The following is a 21,613-nucleotide window of genomic DNA, read 5'->3' as shown; positions in this document are numbered from 1 at the left end:
TAAACGGCTAATTATCACCGTAACTAATTGGCCAAACTATGATCGATGAATTCATAAACAAAATGGAAGTGTATGTTGCTATAGGGATTGATTTTATTATTGCTCATCTTATGACTATCGAAGGTATTGTAACACTGGTTTTCGGACTTTTCTTCTTAGGATTGATCTCTCAACTCCGATCATAAAAAACTGAATCGAATAAGCTTTCATCCCAAAAATGCGATTAATAATTCGGCTAATACTGTATCTACAATTTTTATAGATATATCGCTCTAAAACATTGAATACAAGTGTTTTGCAAGGATCATCTAATAATTTTCTCCAACAGACTGTCGGCCCATACTTAATCATAAGGTAAGTATTATCAACAACTTAAAGTAAATTTCACTTTTACCCGTATTTATAGGTAAAATTAAAACTAAAAAGAGCATCTCCCCTTCTTTCATATACCTTATGCAGGTACGTTTTCCTTAGGGAAAATGCTCTTTTTATGTATTGACGTATCACCTACAATGGTACATCAAATTCAATTATTTTTTCGTTGTTCTTTTGGGCTCTTCACGCTTGGTATCAGCAGCTTTTTGAGAACGTTTGGGCTGGGATTTTTTAGCCTTTTTTCCGGTTTTGGGATCCATAGTATTGCTCATTAATGATTCAACCTAACCTTATACCGCCATGGTATCAGCATAGGTCTCGGGGATAGTTCTTATCCCTTTTCTAATCATAATTTACATTCATCAATACAATATAGTCTATCAAGAAACACCCCATCCGCTGTAAGATCTCTCATTACATCCATCCTTTCCTCCCCACTAAATACCCATCCCCCACTTTACCAAATAACCGACGCTCATCGCTAACAACGCAGATAACAATGTTCCAACTAATACATATTCGGCAAATGTTCGGCTCTCAAAGTCTTTGAAACGCGTTACCCCTTTTGCTGCAAGAATAAAGCCTATGGCCGTATATTGATTTAGTAGTACAAACAGAAATACAAATATACGTTCAAGCAACCCGATAATGCGACCGGTGTTATATTCCTTCTGATCTACTTCGGTACTCCTCCCCAGTGATTTTAATCCCATAAGTTTTAGCAAGTACCGCAAAAAGATATTGGCCTCATTTAATATCAGCAGCAAACCAAAAAGAAAAAGTTGTACCGTAGTTACCGCAGCTGGTGTTAAAGATGAATTCAAAAATATCATCTGATCGATACCGCTAAGAATACTGGTCGCCAGGCTATTTGCTGACAGTTGAAAGAGTGGGCTGCATAAGATACCAACGGTTAAAAAGTGGAGCAAAAACAATAAAAGCCTATTTTGATTAAACCTCCCTGTATTTTGCTCCGAAAGCCATAATAACGCAGGATGGCTGATTAGGTAGATAGCCAATAAATACCATCCCAAACTAAATTGTAAAAACAACAGGCTTACTAAAGGAATAGCTGATATAATCCAAATATCCCTCTGGGTTATTCCCCTATCTTTTGAAATAAGCCGCAGTCGAGCTATAAGAATAAGGGTTAAAACTCCTAAAAATATTGAATAATTCATTTTGTTATATATTGATTTAAAAATGAAGCGATATTATCACTCATATCATCAATAACATCCAACATGCCAGCTTCTTTATTCTTATAAAAAGCTGGCTTTGAAATGCCTACAGCCTCGGAAATTTCTTTGTAATCATAGCCCTGCTTAATCATCTCTAAGATCGTTAAGCGTCTTTTGTTCCAGCTTCGCATTTGTCCCGATATAAGCTGCAAGCTGCTATTTATAATCTTCAGCTCAGTAGAATTATCATCGACTATTGAGATATGAAAAAGCTCTTCGTTCTCCTTTAGATAATCAATTCCTTTTCGGGCTACATGAAAGGCCGGCCCATCCATCCCTATGGCTTGTTCCTTATTAATCGGTGTATCAAGAGGTCCAACCCCCAGAGAAAATCGTACCTGAACGGGGTGAAGGCGTGCCATAATCGTTATTATATGCTCAAAAACAGGCATTGCATCACTAAAAACAGCCTGAAATTCATCCCCCAGTGTTATGGTATATGGCGATGTAATACAATCTGACATTGCATCATTGATACCTTCTAATACATCAGCAAGATTTTGCTGTAGTACTTCTCTGTCTTTTGGGGGAATGGATTGAGAATCTTCCACATCCCCTATTAACACTAATACCTTTTCCATAACTTTTTCTTTTTATATAACCATTTTGGTTTAAAATATCAATATTTAACTATTATGGTTTAATAAATAGTTTTTAAACTATATGGGTTATATGAACGGGTAATATATTTTCGTGTATAAGGATTGTTTAAATTCTATTTTCTACCAAATGGTTACTATTTTAAGGTCGCTTAAAATAACACGGTGGCAAATCAATTAATCAGAAATATACCATGAGCAAGTCGTTAGGATCGTCAAAATTATTCAAAATCGTTATCCCCCTATTTCTATTTGTTCTCTTGGTAGGGGCATTTTCTGACTGGATCATTGAATGGATGTGGCTTGACAACCTGGGGTACGATCAGGTCTTCTGGACTATTAAAGTAACGCAAGCCTTGCTACTGATATCGGCATTGGGTGTAGCATTACTCTATGTGCTACCCAATATGAGTCAACTGGGTAAGAAGTTTAGTACCATGCATTTTGGGCAATCGCCGCTGGCGCAACTAAAGTTGCACGAGATAGACCCTAAGAAAATAAAAACGGCTTTCCTTGGAGCTGGCGCCGCCATAAGTGTATTCTTTTCACTGGCGTTTTTTATGCGTTGGGATACGTACTTCCGGTTCCACTGGAGTGAGATGTTCGGCGAAGTTGATCCTATCTTTGGTCATGATATTGGCTTCTATATATTTCGCCTCCCGTTTATTGAGCTCATCCAGAACAGCCTTACCTCTCTGGTGTTTTTCATCACTGTTGGTACTATTATTCTGTACATCTACTCAGGTGCACTTTCACTTAAATCTATTCGTAGCATAAATGCACCAAAGGGTATAAAGAAACACATCTTTATCAATTTAGGCGTTTGGCTACTATTGCTTTCCTGGGGTTACTATCTGGAACGTTATAATCTGCTTTATAACAGTTCGGGGGCATTGTACGGCGCCTCCTATGTGGATATGAACGTAAAGTTGCCCGTCATCTGGATCTTATGCGGACTAACTTTTATCATGAGTCTGCTTTCATTTTTCCAAGTGTATAAAGATCGCTTGAAATGGATCATTTATACAGGAGCCGCTACCATTATCATAGGAGTGGTGGGCAATGGTTTTCTGCCGGGAATGATCCAACAATTTGTTGTACAGCCCAGTGAGCTACAACTCGAAGAGCAATACATCGAAAATAGTATAGAGCAGACCCGCAATGCGTATGCGCTGGATGAAATGAAAACACAGCCTTACAGTGCCCAGCCAGCTGAAGAAATGGGATGGAATGCCATTGATCGCAATGAGGAGACAGTTGAGAATATCCGACTGTGGGATCCGCGCCTACTAATTCAAACCTATCGTCAACTGCAGGAAATCAGGCTCTATTACCAGTTTTACAATGTTGATGTCGACCGCTACCACTCCAACGAAGGATATCTACAAATGATGGTAGCAGCCCGCGAACTTTCGGAACAAATGCCCGAAGGGTCAGACACCTGGGTAAACCGTCGATTACAATATACTCATGGCTATGGACTTGTAATGAGTCCCGTAGCACAAGAGGGATCACAGGGTGATCCACGCCTTACCATCAAGGATATTCCCCCGGTAAGTGACATGGATTTTGAGGTTAATCAACCAGCTATTTACTACGGAGAACACAATAACGATTACAAGATCGTTAATACGAATGTTCGTGAGCTTGATTATCCGCAGGGAGATGAGAATGTCTATACCAACTATCAAGGCAGCAGTGGTGTCCCTATTGGGAATATTTTTACACGCCTGCTTTTTGCATGGAATTTTGGGGATATGAACATCCTCCTTACGGATTATATCCATGACGATAGCAAAATCATTTTCTGGAAACGCATTCAAGATCGGGTCAAAAATATTGCTCCATTCCTTCGTCTTGAAGACGATCCTTATTTAGTACTTGATAATGGCAAGCTATATTGGATACAAGATGCATATACCACCTCATCCAATTACCCTTACTCTGACCCGTTCAATAACTCATTTAACTATCTTCGCAACTCAGTTAAAGTGGTGGTCGATGCATATAACGGCTCAGTAGATTTTTATACCTCCGATGAGAACGACCCTATTTTAAGTATGTACGAGGATATTTTTCCGAATATGTTTAAACCTATTGATAACATGCCGGGTACGTTGAAACAGCACGTCCGATACCCAATCTACTATTTTAAAGCTCAGTTAGACAAGTATAACAAGTACCATATGACTGATCCCCAGGTGTTTTATAATAATGAAGACCTGTGGACTCGTCCCAATGAGAAATATGGTGGACAATCCATTAAAATGGAGCCCTACTATGTACTGACAAAGCTGCCGGGGCAAGAAGAGTTGCAATATTTATTGATTAGTCCGCTCACTCCCAATAACCGTGACAATATGATTGGGTGGATGGCAGCGAATTCAGATTACCCGAACTATGGAGAGGTATCGGTTTATCAATTGCCCAAAGATCGTCTCATCCTGGGACCAGCCCAGATTGAGGCTCGTATCGATCAGGATACCGAAATATCACGTCAGCTTGCCCTCTGGGATCAACGGGGATCGCGCGTGATTCGCGGTAACCTAATGGTTATCCCCATAGAAGATTCATTTATATATGTGGAACCGGTCTTCCTGATTGCAGAAGGGGTCGATATTCCACAGCTACAGCGGGTTATTGCTACCACAGGTGAAAAAATAGCCATGCAGCCAACGCTCTGGCAATCAATTGAAGCGCTGTATGGAAAACGTGATGAGCGTATTGCAACTACAGGTGTTGATACTACAACAACACTACCGGAACAACCCCAAGCTACGCAAGATTATTCTGAACTTCGAAACTTGTGGAACGAGGCCCATCAAGCGTTGAAAGATGGAAACTGGGAGGAATTCGGTCGAAAAATGAAAGAAATTGAAGATCGGATAAATTAGTAAGTAAAAATGAGGACTCGTTAAACGGCGGTAACCAGCCGCCGTTCAGCGGGCCTTAACCATTGTAGCTGATTACCCAATTACTTTTCAAGTGTAAAGTGCAGCGCAAATTTTGTACCCGGATTGGCATTACTAAACTCCGCCTCAGCATTTAATTGCTTCGAAAGGGTTCGAATCAGCTTTATTCCCAGTGATTGAGGATTTTCGAGATCAATCTCTTGGGGAATGCCAATACCATCATCAACAATTGATAAATAGATGTCCTCATCCCTCCTATCTACATCGATATTGATCGTTCCTTCATCTTTTTCGGGATAGGCGTGTTTAAATGAATTGGTGATAATTTCATTCAAAATGAGTCCACACGGAATCGCTTGATTAATGGTCAGTTCAACCGGATCAATAGTTAGATTTACCTCAATATCTGACTCCTGCGGTTTCATAGAGGCAAGAATCACATCCGTCAATTCTTGTAAGTACTGCTCCAGGCAAATCTCCGATAGATTCTCGTTTTGATAGAGCTTTTCATGAATCAAAGCAATAGAGTTAACACGCATCTGGCTTATTTCGAGCACATCCTTGGCCTCATCAGAGCTTGTATTTAAAGCCTGAAGCTCCAATAATCCTGTTATTACAGCAAGATTATTTTTTACACGGTGATGGATCTCTGCTAACAAAACCTCTTTTTCTTTTAGCGATTTTTTAACCTTTTCCTCGGCCTGTTTACGTTCTGTGATATCAACATAGGTTCCAAAAATGGCGACTGTTTTACCATGGACAATAACCGGCACCCCATAGATAAGCACATCCACATAACTGCCATCTTTAGCCAGACGCTTTCCAGAATTAAATGTGGTTTTACCGTCAAAAATTGCATTTGATATACTATGGGCCTCCTCTTTTTCCTCTTCGGGAACAATAAGTTGATCGAGATCCAATCCCTCAATCTCTTCGGTCTGATAACCAAAGGTATCACTAAAAGCCTCATTAACTTGGCGAATCTCCTGACGCTTATCCAGAAGTGTAATGGGAATCGGGGAATTTTGGAATAACTGACGGAACATTTCTTCATTTTTGCGAAGCTGTTCCTCAGCATCATAGCGTTCACTAATATCACGGGCAATAGTAATCACTACCTCATCACCAAAATAATTACCACTACTAATCACAACTTCTTGTGGAAAAACCTCTCCGTTTTTACGCTTTCCCCACCATTCAAAACTTTGAGCTTCCCCATTCATAGCCCCTTTAATACGTCGTTGCATTTCATCCAACTTCACCTTACCGGGCGCAGCCAATGCTTTTGGCTTTTTACCGATAAAGAATGATTGATCATAACCATACATATCTACCGCACCGGAATTAACTTCCAAAAAACGCCCATCTCCATCTTGGATGTATACCGCATCACTAATAGAATCGAACAGGTTCTGGAAGGTTTCGACACTGGACCTATACTTCCGGAAGATCTCTTTATCCTTAGTAATATCAACCAATGTACCTACAATAGCGGGTTTTCCCTGATACATCGTCTTCGACCCATAAAGGCTGGCGTCGATAACTCGTCCCCCTTTGGTTATGCCCTTAATTTCATATTCTTCTTCCGCTTCGGGATTCCCACTTAAGCGGTCTTCTATATTGGCAAGTATCAGCCCCTGGTCATCAGGATGAACCAGTTCTTGTGGTTTAAACTTATCAACAATCTCTTGTTGATCATATCCAAATATTTCTGCAAAGCGAGGATTCACATATTTAAACCTCCCACCCTGAATTAAGAACACACCCACCAATGATTTTTCAGAAAGTTTACGAAATAACTGTTGCGACTCTTTTCGTTCTGTAATATCCGTAACCAGCGAATGAACAGAATGAAGGTCATCATTTTCATCAAAAACCAAGGAATTGTACCACTCACAAATAATTGTTTCCCCCTCTTTGGTGAGCGACTTCCCTTCTACTGAATAGTGAGTTTTATGCTCTTCTATGGCATTAGCCAAATTCTGACGGGCTTCCTCAAGCTCATCAGCCGGTATCAATTTTTCCAGAAAATCTTCCCATCCAACAACCTCATCTTCTCGCCACCCAAAAAGCTCTTCTGCTTTTTCAGACCAATTTTTAATACGCCTGTCAGCTCCCCACTCGATTCTTGCTAAAGGAAAATTTGATTCATGCGTAACAAACTTAGGATATTCTATTCTACGCTCTTTATTTTCTTCAACTAATCTACTCACATCATGGGCAATGGCAATTTTTGCCGGTTTGTTTTTATGATAAAAAGTGTGATAAGTATACTGCACATAAACTTTTTCGCCATTTTTCTTATGCTGAACCCAAATTTTATCGACACTCTTTTTATTATCAGGGAGACCATCAATTAGTTCAGTACGCTTGTATTTTTCTCCCAGGTCATATACCGACATCGCAAGAAATTCATCCCTGCTGTAGCCATAAAATTCGACTGCTGCCCTATTTATGTCTACGATTTCAAGAGTTTGATGATCAAGAATAAAGATAGGTTGATCATCAAAAAATGAGGATTGGGGATTATCCATTTTATATAGAAACTAAAACTGTCCTTATTTAGCTAAGCCACCGCCGATTATCGGTTCATAATCTATAATTCTTAATCAATAAATAAAACTACCATTTTTTGAATTTCAAAAATACCCAAAATCTTCCTGTGCCTCTTTTTTAATTTTTATATCTTTAGAAGCTCAAATTATAGTAATAATTTTTTCTAAACGCAGTTTAATTATTGAATGGCTGAACAAATAACTATTACATTTCCTGATGGGAGCGAAAAGAAATTTCCAAAGGGTGTAACCGGATACGAAGTTGCTGAATCTATTTCAAAAGGTTTAGCTCGCGAGGCGCTTAGTATTACGCTGGACGATGAAATCATGGATTTAGATCATCCTATTAATCGTGACGGTACCATTACTATTAATACGTGGGATAGCGAAGACGGGAAGTACACCTTCTGGCACTCCTCGGCACACGTTTTGGCAGAGGCCATTCAAGAACTGTATCCCAACGCAAAGTTTGCCATTGGCCCCCCCGTAGAAAATGGCTTTTATTATGATATCGATTTCGGGGATCAAACCATTGGTCAGGACGATCTCGAAGAGATTGAAGAAAAAATAATTGAACTGGCCCGGGAGAAAAATGAATTTTCTCGTAAGCCTATTTCTAAAGAGGATGCGTTGGAGTTCTATAAGGATATCGGAAATGAATATAAGGTTGAACTCATTGAAGATCTTCAGGACGGCGATATCACATTTTATGAGCAAGGTGATTTCACAGACCTTTGCCAAGGACCGCATATCCCTGATACGGGACGTATCAAAGCTGTAAAACTTACAAGCCTTGCCGGTGCTTACTGGCGCGGTGATGAAAATAACGAGCAGCTCACTCGTATTTATGGAATATCTTTCCCCAAACAGAAGTTGCTCAATCAATACATTGAACGAGTTGAGGAAGCCAAAAAGCGCGACCACAAGAAGCTTGGCAAAGAGCTCGGTATTTATATGATTGATCAGATGGTTGGTCAAGGCTTACCCGTATGGCTGCCCAATGGAACGGTGCTCCGTAGAACGCTGGAATCATTTCTACGCGAAGAACAAAAGAAGCGTGGCTATAAAGAAGTTATCACACCACATATTGGAAACTTAGAATTATATCGTACCTCCGGGCACTTTCCCTACTATCGGGAGTCTCAGTATAATCCTATCCAAATGAATGATGAGGACGAAGGATATCTGTTAAAGCCAATGAACTGCCCACACCATCACCGCATTTACTCGAACGAGCTGCGCAGCTATCGGGATCTCCCCTTGCGGTTAGCAGAATTCGGTAGTGTATATCGGTACGAACAATCCGGAGAGCTAAACGGGCTTTCACGCGTTCGAGGATTTACCCAGGATGATGCTCATATCTACTGTACACACGACCAGCTCAAAGACGAGATCATCAACGTCATTGAACTAACCGAGCTTGTATTTGGTACTTTTGAGATGCCGGTTGATATTCGTCTTTCCTACCGAGATGATAACGATGACAAATATGGTGGTGCTACGGAATATTGGGATCGCGCTGAACGTGAAATTAAAGAGGTCGCTGATGAGATGGATCTTGACTATACCATTGGCCGGGGCGAAGCCAGTTTTTACGGCCCCAAAATCGACTTTATTATTCGCGATGCCATTGGCCGAAAGTGGCAACTGGGCACTATACAGGTTGATTATGTGATGCCAGAGCGCTTTGACTTAACATATGTCGGTTCTGATAATGAGAAACATCGTCCGGTCATTATTCACCGGGCTCCCTTCGGCTCTATGGAACGATTTACAAGCATTCTTATTGAGCATTTTGCCGGTGATTTTCCGGTATGGTTGGCACCACAGCAGGTGCAGGTTATTCCTGTATCGGATGATTTTAATGAGTACGCTTTTAAGTGTGCATCAAAACTAAAAGAACATGATGTTCGTGTTGAAGTTGATACTCGAAGCGAACCTATTGGTGGAAAAATTCGCGATGCTGAAACGAGCAAGATTCCATATATGTTAATAGTAGGTGGTGATGAAGAATCCGACGGTACCGTATCGGTTCGTCGCCATAAAGAAGGTGATATTGGAACTTTTGATTTTTCTAAATTTCTTTCTAATCTCACTACCGAGATTGATAACAAAGAAGTACCAAATCATTAGTCTTAAATTCTAATAAAAACAAATAGAGGTAACTTATCGCAAAAAGAAGACGACGACGTCCACGGGGCAACGACGATCGCCCTAACTCCAATGAGGAAATTCGAGCATCCAAAGTACGGGTAGTACATCCCGAAGATGTAGAAAAAGAGCACGAGATTGTTCCTATTGATCGGGCTCTTGAAATTGCCGAATCATACGGACTTGACCTTGTTGAGGTAGCTCCGAATGCCAAACCCCCGGTATGCAAGGTGCTTGATTTTGGCAAGTTTATGTATAAAAAGAAGAAGCAGGAGAAAGAAGCCAAAAAGAAGCAGCATACTGTTCAGGTTAAAGAGCTTCGGTTCCGTCCTAATACTGACGACCATGACTTGGAATTTAAAACACGTCATGCTCGTGAATTTCTCGAAGGTGGAGATAAAGTTAAGGCTACGGTTCAATTCCGAGGCCGTGACATGCTCTACACCGAAAAGGGAGAAGAACTACTTCAGGATTTGGCTGAAAAATTAGATGATGTTAGCGAGATTGAATCCAAACCAAATATGGAAGGTCGCCGAATGATTATGATGTTGGCACCTACCGGTAAAGGCGGTTCATAGTGTTTTAAAATACTTTCAAATTTTATAAGCTTACTTTAGGATACTATCGCTTCAAGCGATAGTATCCTTTTTGATTTAACACGAATATAGATTTTTCATTGATTTAATTGTTTAATCTGTATTGGTAATTGCTTATCTTCGAAGCCATAATTCCAAGAAATTCTTAAAAGGGTATTTCGTTATGCCAAAAATGAAAACACATAGTGGGGCAAAAAAGCGTTTTAAGAAAACCGCTTCCGGTAAGTATATGCGCAAAAAAGCTGGAAAGGCTCATATCCTCACAAAGAAAACAAGTAGAAAGAAGCGCAAACTCGGCAAGGTAACTGAGGTTAATGACACTCAGAAAGACAATGTCGAACAGATGCTTCCATATAGCTAATAAAATCAATACTAACTCTTAAACATTAGACAAAATGCCACGATCAAGAAATAAGGTGGCTTCCCGTCGCCGTCGCCGCAAAATTTTAAAGCAGGCGAAAGGTTACTGGGGCAAGCGTAAAAATGTTTATAAGTTTGCGAAAAATACGGTTGAAAAAGGGATGCTGTATCAGTATCGCGACCGCAAAGTTCGCAAACGTGAATTCAGGAAACTCTGGATCACACGCATTAATGCTGCTGCCCGTCAAAACGGTACTACCTACTCGCGACTGATGGGAGCCTTAGGACAGAAAGATATTCAGATCAATCGCAAGGTCTTGGCTGATCTTGCCGTCAATGATCCGGAGACATTCACCGCTATTGTTGAAGAAGCACAAAGCTAATAGCGTGTAATGATTTTAAAAGCCGGTCCCCTCGTATCTTCGGGAGGATCGGTTTTTTTATTTCCCATTGATGGGCTTGCTCGAATTAGATAGATTCAACTATTTCTATCCCAATACGCCAACCGTAATTATAAAGCGTGTTGCCTATTTCAAATTTAGCTGAAATCATTTTCGAAATATTATCATGCTCGACGATATTGCATCTTTAAAAGAAGAAGTAACAAATTATAGCATTGCCAACAAAGACGAGTTAGAATCTTTCCGTCTGGAATTTCTGTCGCGAAATGGCAAAGTGCAGGATATGTTTTCGCGGATGAGTGAAATACCTAATGAAAAAAAGGCGGAAGTCGGGCGGGCAATGAACGAGGTTAAAAACCTGGCTCAGCAAACGTTTGATGAGGCTAAGGCTCGTTTAGAACGCGAAGAAGCGGCTGATCTTGATGCGACCGATGATATTACCCTTCCCGCAGCGCCCTATTCGCTGGGCTCATACCATCCTCTTACACAGACCATGGAGGAGATGAAAAATATTTTTTACCGTTTGGGATTTTCCATCGCTGACGGCCCGGAGATTGAAGACGACTTCCATAATTTTACGGCATTAAATTTTCCACCCAATCATCCAGCCCGCGATGAGCAGGATACCTTTTTTGTCGAAAAAAATGAGAACGATCAAGATTTGGTGATGCGTACACACACCTCTCCTGTTCAAATTCGGTTGATGCAGGAGCAGGAACCGCCCATTCGTTCTATTATGCCTGGACGTGTTTATCGCAATGAGGCAGTTTCTCCAAAATCTTACTTCCTCTTTCATCAGGTTGAAGCTCTTTATATCGATACTGACGTAAGCATTGCCGAACTCAAAGAAACACTCATTAGTTTTGCCAAGCTCATGTTTGGCTCTGATGTAAAATACCGACTACGTCCCGGATATTTCCCTTTTACTGAACCCAGTTTAGAGATGGATGTTTGGTGGGAAACCAATAATCCAAATGATGATGGAAAATGGCTCGAAATTTTAGGTTCGGGCATGGTTGATCCCAACGTGCTAAAAGCAGTAAATATAGATCCTGAAGAATATACCGGCTTTGCCTGGGGTATGGGTGTTGAACGTATTGCCATGCTTCGTCATCAAATTGATGACATACGTATATTTTATAACAATGACGTTCGATTTTTGGAACAATTTCATTAAATAGAACACGGATAACGCGGATCAAAGCAAGGTATGCATTGTTACATCTGTAGATAGCCGCCTTATCTGCATCATCCGCGTTCTACTAAAAATTATTTGTAGCTACATGAAGATTTCTTACAACTGGCTCAATGAATTTATTGATCTCGATCTCTCACCGGAAGAAACGGCCGAGAAGCTGACGCTTATTGGCTTAGAGGTAGAAGAAGTAACGCAGTTTGGAAGTAAGCTCGAGGGCGTTGTCGTTGGAGAGGTGCTCGATGTTAACGACCACCCCAATGCAGACCGCCTGCGTATCTGTCAGGTTGATATTGGGTCGGAACAGAACCAGATCATTTGCGGGGCCGATAATGTGGCTGCCGGACAGAAAGTGCCCGTGGCAACTGTTGGCACTACCCTTCCTATAGAAACTGACAATGGAGAACCCTTCATCATTCGTAAGGCAAAACTGCGTGGAGAAAAATCAAACGGCATGATCTGCGCTGAAGATGAGCTTGGACTGGGCGACGATCACAGCGGTATTATGGTTTTAGATAACACACTTACACCTGGCACACCGCTCCATGAAGCTATTGACTTATATCAAGATTATATTATTGAGATCGAAATTACCCCTAATCGTCCTGATGCTACCTGTCACCTTGGGGTAGCTCGCGACTTGGCCGCTGCGCTTGATCTTAAACTAAACAAACCTTTTGATACCGAATTTGATAAGACAAAGACACTGGATGATATCGATATTACGATTGAAGCACCTAAAAAGTGCCACCGCTATGTCGGTAAAATGGTAAAAGGTGTTACAGTTGAAGAATCTCCTAACTGGCTTAAAAATCGATTAAAAGCCATTGACGTACGCCCCGTAAATAATGTCGTTGATATCACAAATTATGTCATGTTCGAATTGGGGCAACCACTTCATGGTTTTGATGCCAACACAATTAAAGGTGATAAAATTGTGGTCAAAGATTTCGATGAGGAAATCGAATTTGAAACTCTTGACCATATACAACGAACCTGCTCAGCTGGAACACTTTTTATCTGTGACGGGGAAGAACCTGTAGCTATGGCGGGTATCATGGGCGGTGTAGACTCAGAAGTCAGTAAAAATACAACAAATGTTCTCATTGAGAGCGCCTATTTTGATCCCGCTACCATCCGAAAAACAGCCAAAGAACAAGTATTGCAATCGGATGCCTCATATCGATTTGAGCGTGGCGTAGATCCCCAGCTCCAGCGCATTGCAGCTGAGCGAACAGCTAAACTTATTGCTGATATTGCCGATGGAACTATTGTAGATGCCTGCACTGATGTACATCCTACCCAAACGGAACAAAAGGAACTAACGCTTCGGAAATCGTACGTCAACCGTTTGTTAGGTACCGACTTTTCTATCGATAAAATTGAAGACATTCTATCGGGATTAGAGTTCACATTACTGGATAAGGATGAAGAAACCCTTTCTTATGCTATTCCAACCTTCCGTCCCGATTTGGAACGTGAGGTAGATCTCATTGAAGAAGTGGGTCGGCTTTTTGATTACAACAACATCCCCACGCCTAAACACGGCAAATTTACATCACCGGAACCGCTAACAGAATGGGAACAACTAAAAAACAAGGCAAAAGAAACAGCTAAGGGGATGCGATTCCGTGAAATTTATTCGAACTCGCTGATGCCGGAAGATGATGCAGCGTTGTTGGGGGATCTCGATGACATGATTCATACGCTCAATCCCATATCTACAGATATGACCACGCTCCGCCCTTCCCTGCTATACGGTTTCTTGTCATCGGTGGCCTATAACTTTAACCGCAAAGCCACGCAAGTTCGATTTTTTGAAATTGGTAATGTTTTTGAAAAGGCTGATGAAGGCACCTACCATCCAAATATAAAGGAACAAACCAATATTCTTTTTGGATTAGCCGGATTTAGAACTATTGAACACTGGAAAACGGATCCCAAACATTTTGACGTTTTTGATCTTAAAGCTTCCGTCGAAAGTTTTCTCGATCAGCTGGATGTGCTGGATGCTCTTACGCAACAATCGAATGATGAGAACGAACTCATCTATACTTTTGAGGATAAAAAAGTGGGACGAATTTTTGAGATCCCCAAAGCATTACGAGATCACTATGATATCGAGCTTCCTGCTTTTGCAGCCGAACTCTCACTTACAAATATTCACAACGTTCGCACCCAGGTTGGAACCGGCAAGTACGAACCGGTTTCAAAATTTCCAGCTTTCGACTTTGACTTTGGCGTCGTTGTAGACAGTCATATTAAAGCAGGTGACCTGCTCAAAACGATCCGGGAAACAGCCGGATCGTCTCTTCAAGAGCTTGATGTATTCGACGTTTTTGAGGGCGAATCGTTGGGAGAAAATAAAAAGAGTATTGCCTTTAGACTTTCTTTCCTTGATAAAGAAAAGACTTTGACTATCAAGGATGTAGAACCTATTATTAATAAAGTTCTAAAGGAGCTGGAAAAAACATATTCAGCTAAACTTCGACAATAATTCCGGATCGTGTTATCAAACGAAAGTCCATACCAAGAGCAATTTCATGAGCTGCTCGACGAGATTCGTGAAGAGATTCAATCTCTGAATGATGAAATCAAGGAGCTTAAAAAAGAAAACAGTGATTTGCGTTCCAAGCTCAAAGAAATCCAAGATGGGCAAACCGACATTTATTCGGCCATTTCGGAATCGGAGCGTCTTTCGCTGCGGCACCAGGTATTGGGGCTCATATCTAAAATTGATAATCATTTGGAGGATAACGAATGAAATCAATCAAAGTCACAATACTTGGCAAAGAGTTTCCGCTTAAAGTTGAGGATTCCGAAGAGGAAGCCATGAAGCGGATTGCCGGATATGTTGATGATAAATTTCGTCAATATAAAAAGGAGCTTAACAAACAGCCGGATACCACTATTATGACCCTTGCTGCCCTCAGTATCGCTGAAGAACTTTTTGAAGAGCGTAAACGCAATCGGGAACTCAATCAACAGGAAGATAAAGTTCTCCAAAACGTTAATAAATCTCTTGAGAGTTTTCTCGAAGAAATCCGAGAATAGGTGCTTAATCCAATTCTGATAAGGGCGTTATTTTCCTTACTTTAACAGCTTCATTTTCAAAGCTATTTTGGGATTCAACATTCGAACATGTCTAAGAATTTAGTCAATATACTTTTTGTAGGTGATATTGTCGGTGAGCCCGGCCTTAGCCTTCTTGAAACCATTTTACCAAGTCTCATTGATAAACATGAGGCTGATTTTGTTATTGCTAACGGCGAAAATTCACATAAAGGAAAAGGGATTAACCGATCCATCATAAAACGTCTTTATGATCTTGGCGTACATGTTATTACGGGGGGAAATCACTCCTTTGCAAAGTGGAAAGTTTTTGACTACATGAAAGAGGACGGCAATATTTTGCGTCCTATGAATTATCCCCGTGGAAATCCTGGTTATGGGTTTGGGACCTACGACATTCCCAATACCGATTTTAAAATCGGTGTTATTAATTTACAGGGACGTACTTTTATGCAGGATATTGATTGTCCCTTTAATACTGCCGACTGGGTTATTGATCGTATTAAAGAAGAAACAGATTTTATTTTTCTTGATTTTCATGCCGAGGCAACAGCCGAAAAGCTTGCATTGGCATGGGATTTAGACGGTGATATTTCTGTAATGGTTGGAACTCACACACATATCCCAACAAATGATGCACGGATTTTCCCACATGGTACCGGGTATATCAGCGATGTGGGGATGACTGGCTCGTTTGATTCTGTGCTGGGTATGGATAAAAATGTATCAATGAATCGTTTTAAATTAGGTACCCCTCATCGTTATAAATTAGCAAATGGGAATAATCACCTTTGTGCTATTCTTGCTAAAGTAGATCCAGAAACATCTAAATGTGAGCATATAGAACCCATCATTTATCCGGAATTTAATTCGAGTAATATTGAGGGGTAATAAGATATGTCCGTAATTCTGGAAGGCCAACATATTACCAAACAATATAAAACGGAGTCTGGCGATGGTACACTTACCGTATTGGATAATACCTCCATCAGTATTGAAGAAGGCTCGGTGTCTACGGTCGTTGGCGTTAGCGGTAGTGGAAAAAGTACACTTTTGCATATCCTTGGAGGATTAGATCATCCCAATTCTGGAACGGTGCTTTGGAGAGACAACTCCATTTATGATATGGATCGTCAATCATTGGCACATTTTCGAAACACCAATTTAGGTTTTGTTTTCCAATTTCATCACCTTTTGCCAGAATTTACAGCTCTTGAAAATATTATGATGCCGGCTTTGATTAACGGAGATTCTTCTGAAAAGGCTGGTGAAAGAGCTAAGTATCTGTTGAACGAGTTTGGGATCCCTGACCGGGCAGAACACCGCCCTACACAACTTTCTGGCGGCGAACAGCAACGTGTAGCCATGGCACGTGCCCTAATGAACAGTCCCGATCTAATTTTGGCCGATGAACCCACAGGTAATTTGGATGAAGAAAATACTGACATTATCCTTGACTACCTGTATAACCTTAGAGATATAGAAAATGTGAGTATACTATTGATCACTCACGAAAAGGGCATTGCCCAGCGATCCGATAATGTATACCAGCTGTCTAAAGGAAAATTAGAAGCTCTTTAATTTTACTATCATTTAAAACAATTATATTTTCAGCTACGTCTGAATTTAACGATAACAAGCTTAAACCATGAGTAAGAAACAAGTAAAAGAAGAATTAGAACAAGACGTTCTATTAGAAACATTTTCTAAAGCGCAAAGCTTTTACGATCAAAACAAAAACAGCGTTATAGGTGCAGCCATTGCCCTTGTCATCTTAATCGGTGGTTCGGTAGGATACTATTACTATTCTGAGGCTCAAGAATCTGAAGCTCAGCAATTAATGGGTCAAGCTACCCAAGCGTACCTGCAAGGTAATTATGAGGAAGCTCTGAATGGCTCAGATGCTGATTTTACTGTTGGATTTGAGCAAATTATAAATAATTATAGCATGACAGAAGCTGCTAATCTTGCCCAATATTACGCTTCGGTAAGTGCTTTTAAGCTTGGAAATTCTCAAGAGGCCTTACAGTATATTCAAAATTATGAGGTTCCTGAAGGAATTATGGGCGTTGGTCCCCTCTCCTTTCATGCGGCTATACATACCGAATTAGGTAACCATGCCCAAGCTGCGGAACTCTATGTTAAAGCAGCCGAATGGGATGTTAATGAGTCTACCACACCATATAATTATTTAGAAGCAGCTAATGCCTATCACGATGCTTCGGACAAAGAAAGAGCACAAGAGTATGCTCAAAAAATTGTTGATGAATACGATGATAGTGATCAGGTAACACAAGCTGAACAGCTATTGGGTATGCTGGCTGTTGCAGAATAATTCGCAGCCAAAGAATTAAAGGCGACCGTATACAATATGGTCGCCTTTTTTATTTTGAGTTTCTTCGCATTAACCGTAGGCAGTCGAGTGGCTACATTATATAATAACGCTATATTTTACCTTCCCGGCGGATTATAATCCATATCAACCCATGCCTGCTTCTTACCACTTTCTATCACTTTATGAGTGAAATGAACGCCGATAGCACCATCATAAACCGTGGGAAAGTCTAATGCTTTTGGATCGGGTTCTTCTCCTTTAATCCGAGCAGTAATAGCATCAGCAACATTTGAATAAATATTTGCAAAAGCTTCAATGAAGCCTTCCGGATGCCCCGGTGGAATACGATTTACAACCTTTGCCTCATTAGAGAGATAGGTGTTTCCTCGTTTATAAATTTCTTCCGGTTTATCGGGATACTTAATATTCAAATAGTTTGGATTTTCCTGGTGCCATTCCAGCGACGCTTCATCCCCGTAAATACGAATGTTTAAATCATTTTCTTCCCCTACTGAAATTTGTGAACAATACATCACTCCTCGAACATCACTTTCGTAATGCACCAACATGTTGGCATCATCCTCAAGCGAACGCCCTTCTACAAAAGAAGTAACATCAGCATACAACTTTTTAAGTCTGAGACCGGTAATATATTCAACAAGATTTTCGGCATGGGTACCAATATCAGCCACAGCAGAAGAAACGCCTGCTTTCTGTGGATCGGTTCGCCATGCAGCCTGTTTGTTCCCTTCCTTTTCTATAGGTTGAGATAACCATCCCTGCGGATATTCAACCACAACCTTCCGAAGGATGCCTAATTTTCCATTTCGGACCAGTTTCCTGGCTTCTTTTATCATTGGATAGCCGGTATACGTATGCGTTAATGCGAAAATCACATCATTATTTTTAACAAGGCGACACAATTCTTCCGCATCCTCTATTTTATTGGTCAGAGGCTTGTCGCACACTACATGAATACCCGCTTCTATAAACGTCTTACAGACATCGAAATGCAGGTGGTTTGGGGTCACTACCGACACAAAATCAATGCGCTCTTCGGGAGGCAACTGTGCTTCTTTTTGGGCCATCTTCTTATAAGATCCATATACCCTATTTTCGGCTAAATTAAGATCTTGACCTATTTTTCTCGATTTCTGGGGATCGGAAGAAAACGCTCCACCAACCAGTTCAATTTTGCCATCTAACGCAGCGGCCATACGGTGGATTTCTCCAATAAAAGCTCCGGGCCCGCCACCGACCATTCCGTAACGGATTTTTCGATTTAAATCCATAAAACAGTAATTAAATTTGTACTCAAATATTTGATTTAATAAGTAATTTTAGTCGCAGTATCACAACATGCAAGGGACTGTAAACAAAAAGGGAAGGTTAATCATATCCAGCAATGATCAAATTTTATCCTCCAAACCCAATTTATCCAATGCTTCCTCCGAACAGCCCTGCCAACCAAATGCCTGATTACCCATATAACCAATATCTTCAATCCCAATCTTACTGGACCAAAATCCTGAGGCAACCAAATCCCTAAATTGATTAAAGAAGTTAACGCCAGGTTTCATTTCCGGTTCTGCTTCATCGGGATAAGCAATTTGATCCAGCATCTCTTTTTGTTCGTTTTTTGAACATTCGATAAACCTATTGTTAAACTGTTTTTGGCACTGCAAATCTAACCATTTGAGTCCTCCGCGTATGGGCGTTTGATTCTCAGGCTGGTCTAACATCATAAAATCAATAAACTCTGGTACCCCCGCCTCTTCCGCATTGCCAGATCGTTCATCAGCCGGGATAACTAAATTGGCTAACTGACGCACCGTTTCAAATTCATGGTCGGTAAAGAATTGGGTCTCCCAGTGTTCCAGGTCTTCTTCAGTAACATGTTTCCAAAAAGGATGCTCCTCTGCTTTCTCTTTGGGAGCTGTAGTACAACCTGTTAATGCAAACGTTGCCCCCAACGTACCAAGCGATAATGTTTTTAAAAGTTCTCGTCTGTCCATCGTTTTTGAATTAATTTAGAGATTTCTTTTTTCCATCTGATCCACAATATATTCAGAAGCCCGCATTGAAAGAGCCATAATAGTCCACGTTGGATTTTTATGCGGCTGCGAAACAAACGATCCTCCATCAGTTACAAACAAGTTGTCTACATCATGAGCCTGACAATACTCGTTTAATACCGACTTCTTGGGATCATCCCCCATACGAGTGGTCCCTACTTCATGAATAATTTGGCCAGGGTTAGTAATACCATATCCATCTTCTTTAGAAGGCATATCTCCCATTGCCTCACCTCCCATTTCATCAATAATATTGCGGAAGGTTTCCTGCATGTGTTTAACCTGTTTGTACTCTTGGTCACTCCAGTTGTAATTAAATCGAAGGACCGGTATTCCCCATTCATCCACCATATCAGGATCTATTTCGCAGTAATTGTCTTCATAGGCAATACTTTCACCTCGGCCTGAGAATCCAACCATCGATCCATAATAGCATCGATAATCGTCTTTTAATTCTTTACCATAACCACCAGATCTTTTAGGACCATCCTGAAAAAGATCATTATAGTTTTGAATACCACCCATAAACCCATAGCTGGGCATACCTCGTCCACCCCATAATTCTACATGATATCCACGGGCAAAATCAAGATTGCTGTTATCCTTCCACCATGGAATATATAGATGCATGCCGCCAGTGCCGTCTTCATTATGTGCTGGCATATTCATTAAATCAGGAATAAGTCCCATAACAGACGTACCGGTAGAATCCATTAAATACTTACCCACTACGCCACTGCTATTCGCCAATCCGTTAGGAAAATCTGACGATTTGGAATTCAATAACAATCGCGCAGATTCACAGGCACTTGCCGCCAATACCACTACCTTGGACTTCACCTTATACTCTTTTCCATTCTCTTTATTCACATACGAAACTCCCGTAGCTTTACCATCTTCGTATGTAACTTCCCGAACCATGGCATTATTGATAATCTCAAGGTTACCCGTTTCCAGCGCGGGAGGTAGTAGTACTGATGGACTGGAAAAATTGGAATGCGTAGAGCAGCTTCGATTACACTGACCACAATAGTGACAAGCAGCACGGCCGTTGTGTGGTTCCGTGAGAATAGATAGACGGGATGGGATGCAGGGAATATCCATATCGTCACAGGCATCTTTAATTAAATGCTCATAACATCGAGGTTCCGGCGGATCCATATAGATGCCTCCCGGTGCATTGGGAATTCCTTCATTCGTGCCAAAAATACCAATCAGTCGATCCAAACGATCATAATATGGTTTAACGTCTTGATAGCTTATCGGCCAGTCATCCCCCATTCCATCTTTACTTCGAGCCCGAAAATCATCCGGACCAAAACGCAGAGATATACGTCCCCAGTGATTAGTTCTGCCACCAAGCATCCGTCCCCGAAACCAATCAAACTCAGTGCCTTCAGTAGTAGTATAAGGCTCCCCTTCTATATCCCATCCGCCAAAGCAGGCATCAAATTCCCCGAACGGCTGCCGGCGGGTAGGACCGCCACGCCGCGGGGATTCATAGGGCCAGTTAAACATGGCAAAATCTTCTGAATCGAACCAGCCGCCTGCCTCCAACATTAACACATTTGCTCCGGCTTTTGTTAATTCATGAGCTGCCATCCCGCCACCAGCTCCCGATCCAACGATACATACATCGTATTCTTCTGCGCTTTCTATAATCTGCATAAAACGTTAACTATTTAAACTTTTAATTGGCAAAACCTTCTACTGAATTGTGGTGGCCCAAAGATGGTCTCCTCCCCG

At 41.0% G+C, this 21,613-nt stretch carries 19 protein-coding genes; 13 read left to right on the top strand and 6 right to left on the bottom strand.

All coding sequences use genetic code 11. The features are described from left to right. Positions 1–38 precede the first annotated feature (38 nt). Complete coding sequence (locus tag AAFH98_RS10940; RefSeq protein WP_342522749.1) at positions 39–185, top strand: hypothetical protein; 147 nt, start codon at positions 39–41, stop codon at positions 183–185. Between the two features lie 627 nt (positions 186–812). Here AAFH98_RS10940 and AAFH98_RS10935 read toward each other — a convergent pair. After that, entirely contained in the window at positions 813–1,199 is a 387-nt protein-coding gene (locus AAFH98_RS10935; RefSeq protein WP_342522748.1) for a hypothetical protein, read from the bottom strand. 353 nt (positions 1,200–1,552) lie between these two features. Next, positions 1,553–2,197: a SatD family protein gene (locus AAFH98_RS10930; protein WP_342522747.1), complete on the bottom strand. Its 645-nt coding sequence runs from the start codon at positions 2,195–2,197 to the stop codon at positions 1,553–1,555. A gap of 212 nt (positions 2,198–2,409) precedes the next feature. Here AAFH98_RS10930 and AAFH98_RS10925 point away from each other — a divergent pair, with 212 nt between their 5' ends. Then, positions 2,410–5,109: a UPF0182 family membrane protein gene (locus tag AAFH98_RS10925; RefSeq protein ID WP_342522746.1), complete on the top strand. Its 2,700-nt coding sequence runs from the start codon at positions 2,410–2,412 to the stop codon at positions 5,107–5,109. Between the two features lie 80 nt (positions 5,110–5,189). Here AAFH98_RS10925 and AAFH98_RS10920 read toward each other — a convergent pair whose 3' ends face one another. Beyond that, on the bottom strand, positions 5,190–7,661 hold the full coding sequence (locus tag AAFH98_RS10920) for a PAS domain S-box protein (RefSeq protein WP_342522745.1): 2,472 nt from the start codon (positions 7,659–7,661) through the stop codon (positions 5,190–5,192). Between the two features lie 207 nt (positions 7,662–7,868). Here AAFH98_RS10920 and thrS point away from each other — a divergent pair, with 207 nt between their 5' ends. The 11 genes from thrS (at position 7,869) to AAFH98_RS10865 (ending at position 17,792) form a co-directional block, all read left to right on the top strand. Further along, positions 7,869–9,815, top strand: coding sequence for a threonine--tRNA ligase (thrS, locus tag AAFH98_RS10915; protein ID WP_342522744.1), 1,947 nt, complete (start codon positions 7,869–7,871; stop codon positions 9,813–9,815). A 35-nt stretch (positions 9,816–9,850) separates the two neighbouring features. After that, positions 9,851–10,411: a translation initiation factor IF-3 gene (gene infC, locus AAFH98_RS10910; RefSeq protein WP_342523463.1), complete on the top strand. Its 561-nt coding sequence runs from the start codon at positions 9,851–9,853 to the stop codon at positions 10,409–10,411. A 181-nt stretch (positions 10,412–10,592) separates the two neighbouring features. Beyond that, entirely contained in the window at positions 10,593–10,790 is a 198-nt protein-coding gene (gene rpmI / locus AAFH98_RS10905) for a 50S ribosomal protein L35 (protein ID WP_342522743.1), read from the top strand. 34 nt (positions 10,791–10,824) lie between these two features. Continuing rightward, a complete protein-coding gene (rplT, locus tag AAFH98_RS10900; RefSeq protein WP_342522742.1) occupies positions 10,825–11,172 on the top strand; it encodes a 50S ribosomal protein L20 in 348 nt (115 codons plus the stop codon). 184 nt (positions 11,173–11,356) lie between these two features. Beyond that, positions 11,357–12,367: a phenylalanine--tRNA ligase subunit alpha gene (gene pheS, locus AAFH98_RS10895; RefSeq protein ID WP_342522741.1), complete on the top strand. Its 1,011-nt coding sequence runs from the start codon at positions 11,357–11,359 to the stop codon at positions 12,365–12,367. Between the two features lie 106 nt (positions 12,368–12,473). Beyond that, on the top strand, positions 12,474–14,882 hold the full coding sequence (pheT, locus tag AAFH98_RS10890; protein ID WP_342522740.1) for a phenylalanine--tRNA ligase subunit beta: 2,409 nt from the start codon (positions 12,474–12,476) through the stop codon (positions 14,880–14,882). Between the two features lie 9 nt (positions 14,883–14,891). Beyond that, a complete protein-coding gene (locus tag AAFH98_RS10885; RefSeq protein ID WP_342522739.1) occupies positions 14,892–15,149 on the top strand; it encodes a hypothetical protein in 258 nt (85 codons plus the stop codon). Further along, positions 15,146–15,439 (top strand): cell division protein ZapA, encoded by a 294-nt coding sequence (locus AAFH98_RS10880; RefSeq protein WP_342522738.1) that lies wholly within the window; start codon positions 15,146–15,148, stop codon positions 15,437–15,439. The genes AAFH98_RS10885 and AAFH98_RS10880 overlap by 4 nt, the downstream gene beginning before the upstream one ends. Positions 15,440–15,526: 87 nt before the next feature. Beyond that, complete coding sequence (locus AAFH98_RS10875) at positions 15,527–16,348, top strand: TIGR00282 family metallophosphoesterase (RefSeq protein WP_342522737.1); 822 nt, start codon at positions 15,527–15,529, stop codon at positions 16,346–16,348. 6 nt (positions 16,349–16,354) lie between these two features. Then, entirely contained in the window at positions 16,355–17,038 is a 684-nt protein-coding gene (locus tag AAFH98_RS10870; protein ID WP_342522736.1) for an ABC transporter ATP-binding protein, read from the top strand. A gap of 67 nt (positions 17,039–17,105) precedes the next feature. Next, positions 17,106–17,792 (top strand): tetratricopeptide repeat protein, encoded by a 687-nt coding sequence (locus tag AAFH98_RS10865; RefSeq protein ID WP_342522735.1) that lies wholly within the window; start codon positions 17,106–17,108, stop codon positions 17,790–17,792. A 116-nt stretch (positions 17,793–17,908) separates the two neighbouring features. On the opposite strand, the gene AAFH98_RS10860 is transcribed toward AAFH98_RS10865, so the two are convergent. From AAFH98_RS10860 to AAFH98_RS10850, 3 genes are all read right to left on the bottom strand, one after another. Further along, complete coding sequence (locus AAFH98_RS10860) at positions 17,909–19,084, bottom strand: Gfo/Idh/MocA family protein (protein WP_342522734.1); 1,176 nt, start codon at positions 19,082–19,084, stop codon at positions 17,909–17,911. A 117-nt stretch (positions 19,085–19,201) separates the two neighbouring features. Then, positions 19,202–19,807: a gluconate 2-dehydrogenase subunit 3 family protein gene (locus AAFH98_RS10855; protein WP_342522733.1), complete on the bottom strand. Its 606-nt coding sequence runs from the start codon at positions 19,805–19,807 to the stop codon at positions 19,202–19,204. Positions 19,808–19,822: 15 nt separating this feature from the next. After that, positions 19,823–21,535 carry a GMC family oxidoreductase gene (locus AAFH98_RS10850; protein ID WP_342522732.1) on the bottom strand — a complete coding sequence of 571 codons (1,713 nt, stop codon included), beginning with the start codon at positions 21,533–21,535 and terminating at the stop codon, positions 19,823–19,825. Positions 21,536–21,613 lie beyond the last annotated feature (78 nt).

The organism is Fodinibius sp. Rm-B-1B1-1, from assembly GCF_038594945.1.
Classification (GTDB): Bacteria; Bacteroidota; Rhodothermia; order Balneolales; family Balneolaceae; genus Fodinibius; species Fodinibius alkaliphilus.
This window is presented reverse-complemented; position numbering and strand designations above follow the sequence as displayed.

Bases quoted from the DNA above. Each gene is read 5' to 3' on its own strand.
- AAFH98_RS10940 (WP_342522749.1), top strand. From the start codon at position 39: ATGATCGATGAATTCATAAACAAAATGGAAGTGTATGTTGCTATAGGG.
- AAFH98_RS10930 (WP_342522747.1), bottom strand. From the start codon at position 2,197: ATGGAAAAGGTATTAGTGTTAATAGGGGATGTGGAAGATTCTCAATCC.
- AAFH98_RS10925 (WP_342522746.1), top strand. From the start codon at position 2,410: ATGAGCAAGTCGTTAGGATCGTCAAAATTATTCAAAATCGTTATCCCC.
- AAFH98_RS10920 (WP_342522745.1), bottom strand. From the start codon at position 7,661: ATGGATAATCCCCAATCCTCATTTTTTGATGATCAACCTATCTTTATT.
- thrS (WP_342522744.1), top strand. From the start codon at position 7,869: ATGGCTGAACAAATAACTATTACATTTCCTGATGGGAGCGAAAAGAAA.
- rpmI (WP_342522743.1), top strand. From the start codon at position 10,593: ATGCCAAAAATGAAAACACATAGTGGGGCAAAAAAGCGTTTTAAGAAA.
- rplT (WP_342522742.1), top strand. From the start codon at position 10,825: ATGCCACGATCAAGAAATAAGGTGGCTTCCCGTCGCCGTCGCCGCAAA.
- pheS (WP_342522741.1), top strand. From the start codon at position 11,357: ATGCTCGACGATATTGCATCTTTAAAAGAAGAAGTAACAAATTATAGC.
- pheT (WP_342522740.1), top strand. From the start codon at position 12,474: ATGAAGATTTCTTACAACTGGCTCAATGAATTTATTGATCTCGATCTC.
- AAFH98_RS10880 (WP_342522738.1), top strand. From the start codon at position 15,146: ATGAAATCAATCAAAGTCACAATACTTGGCAAAGAGTTTCCGCTTAAA.
- AAFH98_RS10875 (WP_342522737.1), top strand. From the start codon at position 15,527: ATGTCTAAGAATTTAGTCAATATACTTTTTGTAGGTGATATTGTCGGT.
- AAFH98_RS10870 (WP_342522736.1), top strand. From the start codon at position 16,355: ATGTCCGTAATTCTGGAAGGCCAACATATTACCAAACAATATAAAACG.
- AAFH98_RS10865 (WP_342522735.1), top strand. From the start codon at position 17,106: ATGAGTAAGAAACAAGTAAAAGAAGAATTAGAACAAGACGTTCTATTA.
- AAFH98_RS10860 (WP_342522734.1), bottom strand. From the start codon at position 19,084: ATGGATTTAAATCGAAAAATCCGTTACGGAATGGTCGGTGGCGGGCCC.
- AAFH98_RS10855 (WP_342522733.1), bottom strand. From the start codon at position 19,807: ATGGACAGACGAGAACTTTTAAAAACATTATCGCTTGGTACGTTGGGG.
- AAFH98_RS10850 (WP_342522732.1), bottom strand. From the start codon at position 21,535: ATGCAGATTATAGAAAGCGCAGAAGAATACGATGTATGTATCGTTGGA.